The following is an 11,986-nucleotide window of genomic DNA, read 5'->3' as shown; positions in this document are numbered from 1 at the left end:
TCTACTCAACCGCCTTCTCGAGTCAAGCCTTATTTTCAAAGGCTTTTCGAGGCTACCGACCCGGCTGTTTGCGTTGCCGCTTGCCGTGTCGATGGGGCGCATTATAGAGAGATTGATCACGCTGGCAAGGGGTCGAATGCAATAAAATTGCAAAAAAGCGCACTTTTTTAGTTATTCATATCAAAACACAGCTTTTATACAAATTTATCCACAGATGGCGAGTAAAACAGGGGATCCGAGTCTTCTTCCCCCCCCTCTTTTCTGACCTCCCACCCGAACCAGCGCTTGCTTTGGCTTCCTATATAGGCATAACGTCAGCCAACCCTGCTTCTTTTACCCAAAGCGAGATCAGCTCGGCAGCCGGCCAGTCACGGCAACCGGAGACATTCTGGCCAGCCCAGAGCGGCGAGCACCCTGCATCTCCCCGCTGTTCGGCCGCACTGCGCAGTGCGGCCAGGGCGCCACTGGCATGAGGAAAGGCAGGCACGGCTTCGGACAGCGGGCCCAACTCTCGCATCAGGCGATTGACGATGCCGCGGGCCGGGCGACCACTGAACAGGTTGGTCAGCGCCGTGTGTCGCCCTGCTGGCGAGTGCAGCGCCGCCCGATGCAAGACTGAGGTGGTGGCTTCATGGCAACAGAGAAAAGAGGTGCCCATCTGCACTGCGCTGGCCCCCAGCGCCAGTGCGGCGCGAATGCCGACACCATCGACAATGCCGCCGGCGGCGATGACCGGCAGCCTCACCGCCTCGACTATTTGTGGCAACAGGGTAAAGGTGCCCTGCTGCAGGCTGAGATCGTCCTCGAGGAAATGGCCGCGATGGCCGCCGGCCTCCAGCCCCTGGGCAATGATGGCATCGGCGCCATGGTCGGCGAGCCAGTGGGCTTCTGCGACCGTGGTGGCGCTGGCCAATATCTTGGCCCCGCTAGTTTTCACCCGGGCCAGCAATTCGGGCTCGGGCAGCCCGAAGTGGAAACTGACCACGACCGGTTTGAACTCGGCCACCATGGCGGCATGCTCGGCATTGAACGGAGCCCGACTGGGAGCTACCGTGCCGGCAGTGTCGCGCACGCCGTATTCATCATAGTAGGGCGCCAGCCGCTGCAACCAGCGGGCCTGGGCGGCGGGATCCGGCGCCTCCTGCCGGTGGCAGAAGAAGTTGATGTTGAATGGGCCCCCGCTCGCCGCCAGCCGGGTCAGCTCTTCGCGCAAGGTGGCGAGGCTCAGCATGGCCGCGGGCAATGAGCCCAGAGCGCCGGCCCGGGTCACGGCCAGGGCCAGCGCGCTGTCCTGCACACCGGCCATGGGGGCCTGAATGATGGGATAGCGCAGCCCAAGTTTGGCAAACAGCGTCATGATGTCGCCTCTTGCCGCTCGGGAGTGACGCCGCCGACCTGGCTGCGCGCCAGCGCGATGGCCCCATCGATGGCCGCACGGGCCTGCGGACTGTTCTGCCAGCAGGTCGAGCCCAGCATGCTGGCCACCAGTTGCACGATATGGCCGGTGTCGGCCGCGGCCAATTGCGCCAGAGTGTGGTAGCCAAGCTGTTCAAGCCGCCCGATGACGGTGGGCCCCACCCCTTTCACGCCGAGCAACAGCGCCCGCTCTTCACCCGAAAATCCTTGCTTGCTCTTCATTGATAAGACTCCTTTCCCATACCCTCATTGCACATCAGGCCCGCGAGGGGCCTGATGAAGACAAGTGGTCAACGTACGCTGCGCAGCAGGAAGTCCGGCTGACCGCAGGAGCGCAACTCGCGCTTTTGCATCTCGTCGGAACAGGTGACGGCATCGGTCCCCTCCTTGTTGAGGCAGATATAGACCTCCCGCAGGAAGCGGCCACCGTCGGCGCAGGCCACCGTGATGTTGTCCGGGGCCAGCCAGTCGTTGGCACTGGCCAGATCCGCCTTGAGCTGGAAGCGGCTCTTGCGCAGCGGCTCGGCGGGAGACTGATAGGCGGCCGGGATCTTCACTTTCTGGCGCAGGTCGCTGGCCAGCTGATGAAAATCGCGCTGGCTCAGGCCGGAACAGGTGCCGTGCTTCTCCCACTCATGGCGATAGAGAAAGCGGCTGGGATAGAGGCCGGCAAACTCCTGCTCCATCGCCGGATCCAGCCGCTCGCGGGTACAACTGCTCGGGTAGCCGCGCTGGTACTGGGGCCAGAGCCCGTGCAGCACGAATCCCAGCTGACGGGAACATTGGTCCCGGTCGGCCGGCTTGATGGCGCAGTGCTCCGGTGACCAGGAGAGCGCCATGGCGTAATAATCAAACTCGCCGGCCTCCCCTTTGGCCTGAACGGCAGAGGAGAACCAGGGGGCCAGCAGCATGCCGAGCAGCACAACAATCTTCTTCATCTTGGATATCCAGGGTTATGCAAATAGTGTCGAGCGGGCCGTTTCGCCCTCGGGAACGGCCATGCTCCCATATTTTGCCCAAAGGGAACACCCTGCCGAGGCGCCGGCCAATGTCGGGGTCAGACCAGTAAAGGGTTTCCCCTCCCGGCACCGAGGCGTAAGCTGACTCTCCGGCGGGCCCGCACGTCCGGCCTGTTTCCCGTCCGCTTTCCTCTTCAACAGGATGTAACATGATCCGCAAGAATCCCTCCGGCCATCTGCCGGTCATCGACGAGTCAGCCTATATCGACAAAACAGCCATCATCTGTGGCAAGGTGATCATCAAGGAGAACGTGTTTGTCGGCCCCTATGCGGTGATCCGCGCCGACGAGGTGGATGCCAGCGGCGACATGGAGCCCATCGTCATCGGCGCCAACTCCAACATTCAGGACGGGGTCGTCATCCACTCCAAGTCCGGCGCTGCGGTTACCATCGGCGAGTACACCTCCATCGCCCACCGCAGCATAGTCCACGGGCCGTGCGAAGTGGGCAACCGGGTGTTCATCGGCTTCAACAGCGTGCTGTTCAACTGCCACATAGGTGACGGCGCCGTGGTACGCCACAACTCGGTGGTGGACGGCTGCGATCTGCCGCCGGAGTTCTACGTCCCCTCCACCACCCGCATCAACCAGCAGAGCGATCTGGACCATATCCCGCGGGTCTCGGTGGATGCCGCCGAGTTCTCCGAGGACGTGGCCCACACCAACATCGATCTGGTCAAAGGGTACAAGGCGCTCTCCAACGAGTTCTGAGTCCCGCGGTTGCCAGGATCCACAACGGGCGCCCAGGCGCCCGTTGTCATGACTGTAAAGAGGGTGAAAAGGGAGCGTAAAAGCCATTGAGATGGCGGCCGGCCTGGCGTTTGATGGGCCATCTTCCCTGGATGGAGCCATCCCCATGTCACGTTACCCCCTCGCACTTACCCTGCTACTTGCCAGCCTGTCGGTTCAGGCCTGCGAGCTGCCAGCCTCGCCAGCCGGTCGTCCCGACGCGCGCCCGCCGGCGTTGCCCGCTCCCCTCTATCACGCCAGCAAGCTGGGCCAGGATCCCCAGGCCACCGCCCAGGCGCTGTTCAAGAACATTCCGCCGGCCGAAGCCGACAAACGCTATGAGGTGGTGGTAAGCGTCCGCGAGCTGCCGCCCCAGCCCATCCGGCTCCAACCCGCCGCCGCACCACTCAAGGGGCAGTAAGGCCCACAGCTGGACCGGTAATGAAAAGGGCGCCGCAGCGCCCTTGTCATTGTTGGTGCAGGCCAGTGCTTATGAGCACTTCTTCAGACTGATATGCCAGTTGGCGCCGGATTGCACCTGATGTTGGGCGGCGAAGCTGTCCATGTTCAGTGCCACCGACACCTGCAGCAGGCTGTTGAGGTAGACCAGCGGCTGGCCTTCCGGCACATCGCCAAAACTGCTGACATAGGGGGCCTTGCCCTCGTACTTCAGTGCATCCCCTTCGCTGATCTTGATGCAGGCGTTGTCGCCCTTGTTGATCCCCGCCTTGGTCAGCAGGCTGTCGTCGATGTTGGTCCAGACGTTGCCGTACTGCACGTCCAGGATCGGAATGGTGCCCTTGAGGGTGCCATCCTGCTCGGCCACTGCCGGCTGATAGGGGATCTTCACCACCTCGGCCGGCAGCTTGGGCCCTACTTGCTCATAGCTGATGGCACCGGAAGCGAGCCGGGCGCCGGTGTAGGCGTAGACGTCGCGGCCGTGGAAGGTGTAGGACTTCTCGGAGCCCTTGAGGCGGTTGGTCTTCTCGTCGATCTGGCGCACGGTATCGATGCCGAAGTGCTCCGCCACCAGGGTCAGGGTGCCGTTGTCCGGGCTGACGATGTAGTGGCCGCTCTTGGTCTTGAGCACCACCGACTTGCGATCGGTGCCGACCCCCGGATCCACAACGCTGACGAACACGGTCCCCTTGGGCCAGTACTGCAGAGTCTGGTAGAGGCGGTAGGAGGCTTCCCAGATGTTGTAGGCCGGGATCTCGTGGGTCAGGTCATAGAGCGGCAGGGTGCGGTCCACCCCGAAGGCGACCCCCTTCATGGCCGAGACGGCACCATCCTTGAGACCAAAGTCGGTCTGGATCACCAGCGCCTCGTTGGCGGTGGCCAGGCCGCTGGCCAGCAACAGGGCGAGCGCAAGCGCGCGCGGGGCGGTACGAATATCCATATCTGAACTCCTGAAGGCAACGACAAAATAACCATCTAGACATCCAGAATGCCATCGATACCACATATTGCAAGCCGTATTCCCCGGATGGGGGGCGCCGAAAGCCCTCGCCAGCAGGTCGCGGCGGGTGTATGGATAGGGCTGAGTCGCGACCGCTACAAGGAGATCCCATGACCCACAACCAGACCGCCATCCTGCTCAGCCTGGGGGAGCACAGCAGCCAGCTGCAGCTGACCCGGGCCGACGGCACCCGCTTCACCCGCGACTTGGGCTTCGGCCTCGAAGCCATGACGCCGGGCCCGTTTCGCCGAGATCCGCCGAGCGCGCTGGAGTTGGAGCAGGCCATCATGGTGGTGGAGGACGTGCTGATGCCGCTGGCCGCCGAGGTACCGCCCCATGAGGTGGTGACCCTGCAGGCGCCGCTGCCGCTGGCCGAGGTGCTCGGCAGTCGTGAACTGAGCCGGGAGAGCCTGGAGCAGCTGTTCGGCCAGTTTGCCGCCATGGTGGAGGGTGACCCGCTGGCCGCAGCCAATCTGCCCAAGACCCGGCGCTTTGCCGCTGCCCTCTTGATCCTGCGTGAATGGATGCACCATCTGTCAGCCGAGCGAGTAGTGCTGGCCGACTGAGCCACACTAACCTGCCCAAGACCCGGCGCTTTGCCGCCGCCCTCTTGATCCTGCGCGAATGGATGCACCATCTGTCGGCCGAGCGGGTGGTGCTGGCCGACTGAGTCACGCTAGCCGGCAGCCGGCTCGAAGCGGGTGCGCCAGGCCGCCCAGGCCAGCCCCAGGCTGATCAGCACGCTGCCGACGGTGAGCAGATCCACCGCCGCCTGCACGCCGGCCCCGTCGCTGACCCAGCCCAGCAACACAGGCACCCAGTTCGCCACATAGGCGATCACGTAGAAGAGCGACACCAGCCGGGCGTGGCTGGCAGCCGGCGCGATGCGGTTGACCAGGGTCGCACTGCCGACGAACACCGCCCCCTGGGCGTAACCGGCCACCAGCAAACCGACCACCGCCAGCCACCACGACTGGGCATGCACGGCACCGGCAAACAGCAGCATGCAGATCGCCAGCGCCAGGGCGCCGCTTTGCAGGGTGTGACGGGCATCGAGCCGACGGGCCCAGAGCTGGCACAGGCCGGAGAGCACCATGTAGGCCGCGATGAGATAGCCGAACAGGCCAAGATCCCGCAGCCCCAGCAGCTGGCTGGCCACCTTGGGGCCGATGGCCAGCAGGCTGGCCGCCACCGCCCAGGCGGTAAACAGCGCCAGTGCACAGATGAAGAAAGCCGCCCCGGTGACCTTGAGCCCCTCCCCCAGCGCTCCCCTGCCCTGCTGCGTTGCCGCAGCCGGCGCCCCTTGCGCACGGGCGGGCCAGCTCAATGCCACTCCCGCCATGGCGCAGGCCGCCAGCCCCATGATGAGCAGGAAGGGCAGTTGGGTCGGATAGAACTCCAGCTGCAGCGCCAACCCGCTGAACACCGGGCCGAGCGCCAGCCCGGCGGTGAAGGAGAGGGTCGCACTGAGGGCGGCCCGCTTGCCGCCATCGCGCGGGCCAAAGCGCAGCAGAGCCACGTTGGCGGCGCCGGTCAGGGCGCCGGTGCCGATCCCGGCCAGCACCCGCGCCAGCAATAGCGACCAGAAGGAGTCCGCGAGAGCAAACAGCAGGGCCCCCCCCAGTACCGCCAGCAGGGCTGGCAGGATCATGGCGCGCAGATCGCTCACCCTGCCCGCCAGATTGCCCACCCCGAACAGGGAGATCAGCACCCCGCCCGCATAGCCGCCATAGATGAGGGTGAGGCTGACATCGCTCAGGGCCAGCGCCTGCTGATAGTGGGGATAGAGGGGAGTGGGCACGCTGCTGTTGAGCAGCGCCGACATCAGCGCCAGCGGCAGAAACAGCAGGATGGCGCGATGGGAGGTAGCCGCCGCAGAGGGGGCGGCGGCACAAAGAGATGATGACATGCAAGGCTCCGATGAGGGCGGGCAAGGCCGCTGACGAGAGGCGCCATGATAGCGCCCGCCGCCGCCCCTCGACAGCGACACAAATGCATCAGCCTGCTTCAATAATGCATGTCAGTGGCATCTATCTGCATGTCGACAAGGGCACTCTTGCCTTGTGCTCCCGCCGGCGCTGGCTTCTAATGAGCAAGCTCCAACAGGGGCTGACAAACGGGAGGCTCGATGATCAACTGGGACGACGCGCGGTTTTTTCTGGCACTGGCACGGCAGGGTACCCTGCGCGGCGCCGCCGGCGTACTGGGGGTCGATCAGGCCACCGTGGGACGCCGCATCACGGCGCTGGAGCAGAACCTCGGCTCCAAGCTCTTTATCCGCACCCCCAAGCTCTATGATCTCAGCCCCCTCGGCGAGGCCATGCTGGCGGATGCCAGCGCCATGGAGCAGGCCATCAAGGCCATCGAACGCAAGGCGAGCGCCGGCGATCAGAGCCTGTGCGGCGAGGTTCGCATCGCCACCACCGATACCCTGGCCCAGGCCTTCGTGCTGCCCGCCCTCACCCTGCTGCGCGAGCGCCACCCCGGCATCCGGCTCAGCCTGCAGACCGCGGTCAGCGTCAGCGACATCGCCTACCGGGAGGCTGATCTCGCCATCCGCGGGCTGCGCCCGGACAACGACGAGCTGGTGATCAAGCGCCTCACCACCATAGAGATGGGGCTCTATGCCTCTCGCGACTATCTGGCCCGCCACGGCACGCCCAAGAGCGGCCACGCCCTCAGCCAGCACGCCCTGCTGCTGTTTGCCAGGGAGCTGGTCTCCCGCCACTGGCACAGCCTGTGCGGGGAGCCGCTGCACGAGCCCAACGTGGTGCTGCAGTGCAACGCCCAGCTGCTGTTGCTGGCGGCGGCTCGCCAGGGGCTCGGCATCGCCCTGCTCTCCACCTTTCTGGCGGACAAGGAGCCGGAACTGGTGCGCGTGCTGCCCACCCTGTGCGATCCGGTCGACATCTGGCTGGTGCTCCACCCCGACCTGCAAAAAGCCAGCCGGGTGCGCGCCGTGGTGGACGCACTGGAAGAGGTGTTTCACTGCCGCTGAGCCGGCTGCGCCTTCTGCCCGCGGCCCCGCATCTGTTACCATGCCGGCCATCAAGACTGTTTCCAGCGCGGCGTGGCCGCGCCCATCCCGACGGGTACCCTTATGTCCATTGCCTCCTTCGCCGATCTGGCGCTCTCCCCCCGCCTGCAGCAGACCCTGACCGAGCTTGGCTACATCGCGCCGACCCCGGTGCAGGCCAGCGCCATCCCGCTCATTCTGGCGGGGCGCGATCTGATGGCGGGTGCCCAGACCGGCACCGGCAAGACCGCCGCCTTCGTGCTGCCGCTGCTGGAGCAGTTGCTGCAACACCCGACGAGCGATGCCCCCCGCCCCATCCGCGCCCTGGTGCTGGTGCCGACCCGCGAGCTGGCGGTGCAGGTGCATGAGAGCGTCACGCGCTACGCCAAGGGTACCGACCTCACCAGCACGCTGGTCTACGGCGGGGTGAGCATAGCCGCACAGGTGGAGGCGTTGAAAGCCGGGGTGGATATCCTGATCGCTACCCCGGGCCGGCTGCTCGACCACCTGCGGCAAGGGGCCTTAAGTCTGGCGGCGCTGCGCCATCTGGTGTTTGACGAGGCGGACCGCATGCTCGACATGGGCTTTATGGACGAGATCAAGGCGCTGCTGAAGCAAATCCCGGCGGATCGTCAGACCCTGCTCTTTTCGGCCACCTGCGATGACAACCTGTTTGCCTTGAGCAAAGTGCTGCTGCGCGACCCGGCGCTGATTGAAGTGGCCCCACGCAACACCACGGCGGCCGAGGTGGAGCAGCGGGTCTATACCGTGGATGGCGATCGCAAGCTGGCGCTGGTCGAGCACATGTTGAAGGTAAAGGGCTGGGCGCCGGCGCTGATCTTCAGCCGCACCCGCCAGGGGGCCGACAAGCTGGCCCAGCAGCTCGGCAAGACCGGTATCAATGCGCTGGCCTTCCACGGTGATCTGTCACAAGGGGCGCGGGAGAAGGTGCTGCTGGAGTTTCGCGCCGGCACCCTGCAGGCACTGGTGGCCACCGATGTAGCGGCCCGCGGCCTCGATATCACGGATCTCAACTACGTGATCAATATGGAATTCCCGTTTGTGGCGGAGGATTACGTGCACCGCATCGGTCGCACCGGTCGCGCCGGCAACAAGGGGCTCGCCATCACACTCTTCAGCCCGGAAGATGCGCCGCTGCTGGAGAAGGTGGAGGCGGTGCTCGACACCCGTTTGCCCCAGCAGTGGTTCCCGGGCTTTGAGCCGGATCTCACCCGCTTCGAGCCCGAGCCACGCCGCAGCAGCAAGGCGGCCCAAAAGCAGCGCGCCCGAAAGCAGGCGCTCGCTGGCAACAAGAGCAAGGCCCGCCGCTGATCCAGTGAGGGAGCCCAGGCTCCCTCCGCATGGCCACATGGCCTACTCATTTACACCGTTTTTGGCCCTGTGAGCGGGTCCATGACGGGCATACAGTGCCTCATCACCCCAGCATGGACACCAGATGTGGCACACACTCTCCACCCCCTCGACGACGAAGTGGCCTTTGCCGCCAGCTTCGCCCTGATGCAGCAGCTGCGCCCCCACCTCAGCTGCCCGGAGCGCTATGTGGCGCAGCTCACCAGGCAGGCACAACAAGGCTATCACCTGCTGGGTGCACGGGACACCGAACGCATCGTCGGCCTGGCCGGCTATCGCCTGCAGGAAAACCTCATCTACGGGCGCTTTGTCTATATCGACGACCTCGTCGTCAGTCCCGACCTGCAGCGCAGCGGCCTGGGGGCGCAGCTTCTGGACGCCGTGCGCGCCGAAGCCCTGCGGCTGGGGTGCGATCACCTGGTGCTCGATACCGGCCTGCACAATGCGCTGGCCCAGCGTTTCTACTTTCGCTGCGGGTTGCTCTCGCGCGGGATGCACTTTTGCGAGGATCTGCGCCCATGAACCAGATACTGCTGATCAATGCCAGCGCCCAGGGAGCTGCCTCTCATGCCAACCGGTTGGCGCTGGATCTGGTGGCCTGTCTGCGGCAAGCGCACCCGGCCCTCGCGCTGGTCGAACGCCCTGTTGGCACTGACCCCCTGCCGGCCCTGAGCCAGGCCTATGTGCAGGCGCTGACCACGGCCACCCCCTTTGACGCCCCCGAGCTGGCCCTCTCCGAGACGCTGATCCGGGAGCTGGAGCAGAGCGATGCCCTGCTCATCGCCACCCCGCTGCACAACTTCACCCTGCCGGCCGCCCTCAAGCTGTGGATTGACTATGTGCTGCGCATCCATCGCACCTTCCAGTCGAGTGCCGAGGGCAAGCTGGGGCTGCTGGCCGACCGTCCCGTCTACGTCCTGGTGGGATCGGGCGGCTTTCATCAGGGCCCGCGAGCCGGGCAACCCGATTTCCTGACCCCCTACCTGCGCCACGCGCTCAACACCCTGGGGCTGTTCAACATCCATTTCTTCTATCTGCAGGGGCTGGTGTTCGGTGACGAGGCAGTGCGCCAGACCATCGACACCAACCGCGCGCTGCTGGCGCAGCAGCCCCTGTTTAGCCAGCTTGCCAATCCACACCACCTTGGAGTACTGCCATGACTCAGCCAAGACTTCCCTTTTCCACCCTGTCAGCCGAGGCCTATCAAGGGCTGCGCGCCACCAGCGACGCCCTGGCCGCAGGCCCCCTCGGCGCCCCCTTGCTGGAGCTGGTCTATCTGCGCATCTCGCAGATCAACGGCTGCGCCTTCTGCCTAGGGATGCACGCCAAGGCGCTGCGCGAGTGCGAGGTGTCGCAGCAAAAACTCGATTGTCTGGCGGGATGGCGGGTCAGCGACCTGTTCAGCGAGCGCGAGCGCGCCGCCCTGGCCTGGGCCGAGACGCTCACTTATGTCCATGAGGCAGGCGCACCGGACGAGCGCTACGCACCGCTCAAGTCCCACTTTTCCGATCGCGAGATCTCGGACCTGACCCTGGCGGCCGCCCTGATGAATGCCTTCAACCGGCTGGCCGTTGGCATGCTGCTGTAACCCCGCAGGCGGCGCTTAGCCGGTATTCGCGACCCAATAAAAAGCGCCCAAGCGGGCGTTTTTTATTGGCTGGCCGGCGGCTACCCTTGGCTGGCCAGCACAGGTGGCAGGGCCCGCAGGATGCGCTGCTCGGCCAGGGTGGAGAGCACGAACATCACCAGATAACCGAGGCCCAGCGCCACAATAATGGCCACCACGTTGGTGGTGAAGCGGGCCACCAGGTAGTAGGCCGCCACCAGCGCCACTATGCCCACCGCCCGGATCAGCAGGCTCTGGGTAAAGTGGCCGTGGGCCTTGATATAGGCGAGCTGGTAGCCATTGAGCATCATAAAGATGAAGAAGAGGGAGAAGTGCAGCAGCACCGGCACGGCCCCCAGATAGTCGGCCGGGAACAGCAGCGACACCAGCGGCTTGCCCGCCAGCAGCATCACCAGAAAGAACACCAGGCTGACGATGGCACTGAGGCGGAAGATCCAGCGCCGGATCAGGCGGATCTGGCGGTGATCGCCACTGCGCAGATTGACCGCCAGCTCAGGCAGCACGAAGCGGTAGATGGGGAAAACGAACAGGGTGGTCATGTAGGTAAAAATAGGGCGCACCACCACCTGAAAATCCCCCAGCTCGTCGAGGCTGAAGTGGCGAATGGTGAGCAGTACCGTGATGTAGATCATCAGGATGCTGGCCCCCGCCTCGAGGGACGCGGTAAAGCTCTTCTTCACATAGCTGCGCATCTCGGGGCCAAGCTCGACCCTGGCCAGCGGCCGGGTGGCGATGGCCCTACGCCGGTGCAGATACATGTAGCCGGCGATGGCGAGCGAGGAGAAGGTCAGCCCGTAGAAGAGCGAAGAGAGCGCATCCAGACCAAGTGCGAAATAACAGGCCATAAACAGCAGACCGTTGGCCAGCGGCTCCAGCCAGGTGACCCGGTTGGAGATCCCGTACATCCGGTACATGGCCACCAAATTGGTGAAGTAGACCTTGAGCCCCAGCCCGAAGATGACCCCCACCAGTTGCATATATTCGGCCCGGATATGGAGCCCGTGCTTGATATAGGGGATCACCAGCCCCCAGGTGAGCAGCACCATGCCGATGAGAAAGTAGCGGAAGATATTGATGATGTCCCGATCATTTTTGGTCTGGGAGTAACTCACCACCATGGAGGAGCGAAAGCCGGTCATCAGGATGAGGGACAGCGAGATCAAATCCACCACGCTGTTGAACAGCGCCAGATCCCCCTTGGCCACCCACTGCGCCAGCCACACCTTGAAGGCAAAGCCGATGATAATGCTGGCAAGGGACGCCCACATGCCGGTGATGAAAGCCTGCTTGAGGCGGCCAAGTGAATCGGGTTGTTCGTCTTGAATTGCGTGCATCACGAAAGGCCCGCTA

The 11,986-nt window shown here is 64.5% G+C and carries 15 protein-coding genes; 9 read left to right on the top strand and 6 right to left on the bottom strand.

Going from position 1 to position 11,986, the window contains the following annotated elements:
• Positions 1 to 298 precede the first annotated feature (298 nt).
• From AB5Y81_RS01455 to AB5Y81_RS01445, 3 genes are all read right to left on the bottom strand, one after another.
• Entirely contained in the window at positions 299 to 1,357 is a 1,059-nt protein-coding gene (locus AB5Y81_RS01455) for a nitronate monooxygenase (RefSeq protein ID WP_279484852.1), read from the bottom strand.
• Positions 1,354 to 1,638 (bottom strand): Pathogenicity locus, encoded by a 285-nt coding sequence (locus AB5Y81_RS01450; RefSeq protein WP_017781082.1) that lies wholly within the window; start codon positions 1,636 to 1,638, stop codon positions 1,354 to 1,356. The genes AB5Y81_RS01455 and AB5Y81_RS01450 overlap by 4 nt, the downstream gene beginning before the upstream one ends.
• Before the next feature lie 68 nt (positions 1,639 to 1,706).
• On the bottom strand, positions 1,707 to 2,354 hold the full coding sequence (locus tag AB5Y81_RS01445) for a ribonuclease (RefSeq protein ID WP_017781081.1): 648 nt from the start codon (positions 2,352 to 2,354) through the stop codon (positions 1,707 to 1,709).
• Between the two features lie 230 nt (positions 2,355 to 2,584).
• On the opposite strand from AB5Y81_RS01445, the gene AB5Y81_RS01440 reads away from it, so the two are divergent.
• Both AB5Y81_RS01440 and AB5Y81_RS01435 read left to right on the top strand, forming a co-directional pair.
• Positions 2,585 to 3,145 (top strand): carbonic anhydrase, encoded by a 561-nt coding sequence (locus tag AB5Y81_RS01440; protein WP_005309014.1) that lies wholly within the window; start codon positions 2,585 to 2,587, stop codon positions 3,143 to 3,145.
• A 145-nt stretch (positions 3,146 to 3,290) separates the two neighbouring features.
• A complete protein-coding gene (locus AB5Y81_RS01435; RefSeq protein WP_017788713.1) occupies positions 3,291 to 3,584 on the top strand; it encodes a hypothetical protein in 294 nt (97 codons plus the stop codon).
• Between the two features lie 69 nt (positions 3,585 to 3,653).
• Here AB5Y81_RS01435 and AB5Y81_RS01430 read toward each other — a convergent pair whose 3' ends face one another.
• A complete protein-coding gene (locus AB5Y81_RS01430; protein ID WP_017783810.1) occupies positions 3,654 to 4,562 on the bottom strand; it encodes an S-adenosyl-l-methionine hydroxide adenosyltransferase family protein in 909 nt (302 codons plus the stop codon).
• Positions 4,563 to 4,732: 170 nt separating this feature from the next.
• Here AB5Y81_RS01430 and AB5Y81_RS01425 point away from each other — a divergent pair, with 170 nt between their 5' ends.
• A complete protein-coding gene (locus AB5Y81_RS01425; RefSeq protein ID WP_010635074.1) occupies positions 4,733 to 5,188 on the top strand; it encodes a hypothetical protein in 456 nt (151 codons plus the stop codon).
• Entirely contained in the window at positions 5,143 to 5,292 is a 150-nt protein-coding gene (locus AB5Y81_RS01420; protein ID WP_157737159.1) for a hypothetical protein, read from the top strand. The genes AB5Y81_RS01425 and AB5Y81_RS01420 overlap by 46 nt, the downstream gene beginning before the upstream one ends.
• A 6-nt stretch (positions 5,293 to 5,298) precedes the next feature.
• Here AB5Y81_RS01420 and AB5Y81_RS01415 read toward each other — a convergent pair whose 3' ends face one another.
• Positions 5,299 to 6,531: an MFS transporter gene (locus AB5Y81_RS01415; RefSeq protein ID WP_279484853.1), complete on the bottom strand. Its 1,233-nt coding sequence runs from the start codon at positions 6,529 to 6,531 to the stop codon at positions 5,299 to 5,301.
• Between the two features lie 219 nt (positions 6,532 to 6,750).
• Between AB5Y81_RS01415 and AB5Y81_RS01410 the strand changes: the two genes are divergently transcribed.
• The 5 genes from AB5Y81_RS01410 to AB5Y81_RS01390 all read left to right on the top strand — a co-directional run bounded on the left by AB5Y81_RS01410 (position 6,751) and on the right by AB5Y81_RS01390 (position 10,597).
• On the top strand, positions 6,751 to 7,620 hold the full coding sequence (locus tag AB5Y81_RS01410; RefSeq protein WP_017764057.1) for a LysR family transcriptional regulator: 870 nt from the start codon (positions 6,751 to 6,753) through the stop codon (positions 7,618 to 7,620).
• A gap of 102 nt (positions 7,621 to 7,722) precedes the next feature.
• Positions 7,723 to 8,970 (top strand): DEAD/DEAH box helicase, encoded by a 1,248-nt coding sequence (locus tag AB5Y81_RS01405; protein WP_368146515.1) that lies wholly within the window; start codon positions 7,723 to 7,725, stop codon positions 8,968 to 8,970.
• Positions 8,971 to 9,096: 126 nt separating this feature from the next.
• Positions 9,097 to 9,531: a GNAT family N-acetyltransferase gene (locus AB5Y81_RS01400; protein ID WP_279484854.1), complete on the top strand. Its 435-nt coding sequence runs from the start codon at positions 9,097 to 9,099 to the stop codon at positions 9,529 to 9,531.
• Positions 9,528 to 10,169: an FMN-dependent NADH-azoreductase gene (locus AB5Y81_RS01395; RefSeq protein WP_279484855.1), complete on the top strand. Its 642-nt coding sequence runs from the start codon at positions 9,528 to 9,530 to the stop codon at positions 10,167 to 10,169. Before AB5Y81_RS01400 ends, AB5Y81_RS01395 begins: the two co-directional genes overlap by 4 nt.
• A complete protein-coding gene (locus AB5Y81_RS01390) occupies positions 10,166 to 10,597 on the top strand; it encodes a carboxymuconolactone decarboxylase family protein (RefSeq protein ID WP_094696245.1) in 432 nt (143 codons plus the stop codon). Before AB5Y81_RS01395 ends, AB5Y81_RS01390 begins: the two co-directional genes overlap by 4 nt.
• 80 nt (positions 10,598 to 10,677) lie before the next feature.
• On the opposite strand, the gene AB5Y81_RS01385 is transcribed toward AB5Y81_RS01390, so the two are convergent.
• A complete protein-coding gene (locus AB5Y81_RS01385; RefSeq protein WP_279484856.1) occupies positions 10,678 to 11,970 on the bottom strand; it encodes a hypothetical protein in 1,293 nt (430 codons plus the stop codon).
• Positions 11,971 to 11,986 lie beyond the last annotated feature (16 nt).

The sequence above is a fragment of the Aeromonas sp. s2 genome, assembly GCF_040907935.1.
Taxonomy (GTDB): domain Bacteria; phylum Pseudomonadota; class Gammaproteobacteria; order Enterobacterales; family Aeromonadaceae; genus Aeromonas; species Aeromonas dhakensis.
Note: the sequence above shows the minus strand (reverse complement) of the source record. Positions and strands in the feature narration are given on the sequence as shown.

Excerpts from the sequence above, each read along its gene's own strand:
- AB5Y81_RS01455 (WP_279484852.1), bottom strand. The coding sequence starts at position 1,357 with ATGACGCTGTTTGCCAAACTTGGGCTGCGCTATCCCATCATTCAGGCC.
- AB5Y81_RS01450 (WP_017781082.1), bottom strand. The coding sequence starts at position 1,638 with ATGAAGAGCAAGCAAGGATTTTCGGGTGAAGAGCGGGCGCTGTTGCTC.
- AB5Y81_RS01445 (WP_017781081.1), bottom strand. The coding sequence starts at position 2,354 with ATGAAGAAGATTGTTGTGCTGCTCGGCATGCTGCTGGCCCCCTGGTTC.
- AB5Y81_RS01440 (WP_005309014.1), top strand. The coding sequence starts at position 2,585 with ATGATCCGCAAGAATCCCTCCGGCCATCTGCCGGTCATCGACGAGTCA.
- AB5Y81_RS01435 (WP_017788713.1), top strand. The coding sequence starts at position 3,291 with ATGTCACGTTACCCCCTCGCACTTACCCTGCTACTTGCCAGCCTGTCG.
- AB5Y81_RS01430 (WP_017783810.1), bottom strand. The coding sequence starts at position 4,562 with ATGGATATTCGTACCGCCCCGCGCGCGCTTGCGCTCGCCCTGTTGCTG.
- AB5Y81_RS01425 (WP_010635074.1), top strand. The coding sequence starts at position 4,733 with ATGACCCACAACCAGACCGCCATCCTGCTCAGCCTGGGGGAGCACAGC.
- AB5Y81_RS01420 (WP_157737159.1), top strand. The coding sequence starts at position 5,143 with ATGGATGCACCATCTGTCAGCCGAGCGAGTAGTGCTGGCCGACTGAGC.
- AB5Y81_RS01415 (WP_279484853.1), bottom strand. The coding sequence starts at position 6,531 with ATGTCATCATCTCTTTGTGCCGCCGCCCCCTCTGCGGCGGCTACCTCC.
- AB5Y81_RS01410 (WP_017764057.1), top strand. The coding sequence starts at position 6,751 with ATGATCAACTGGGACGACGCGCGGTTTTTTCTGGCACTGGCACGGCAG.
- AB5Y81_RS01405 (WP_368146515.1), top strand. The coding sequence starts at position 7,723 with ATGTCCATTGCCTCCTTCGCCGATCTGGCGCTCTCCCCCCGCCTGCAG.
- AB5Y81_RS01395 (WP_279484855.1), top strand. The coding sequence starts at position 9,528 with ATGAACCAGATACTGCTGATCAATGCCAGCGCCCAGGGAGCTGCCTCT.
- AB5Y81_RS01390 (WP_094696245.1), top strand. The coding sequence starts at position 10,166 with ATGACTCAGCCAAGACTTCCCTTTTCCACCCTGTCAGCCGAGGCCTAT.
- AB5Y81_RS01385 (WP_279484856.1), bottom strand. The coding sequence starts at position 11,970 with ATGCACGCAATTCAAGACGAACAACCCGATTCACTTGGCCGCCTCAAG.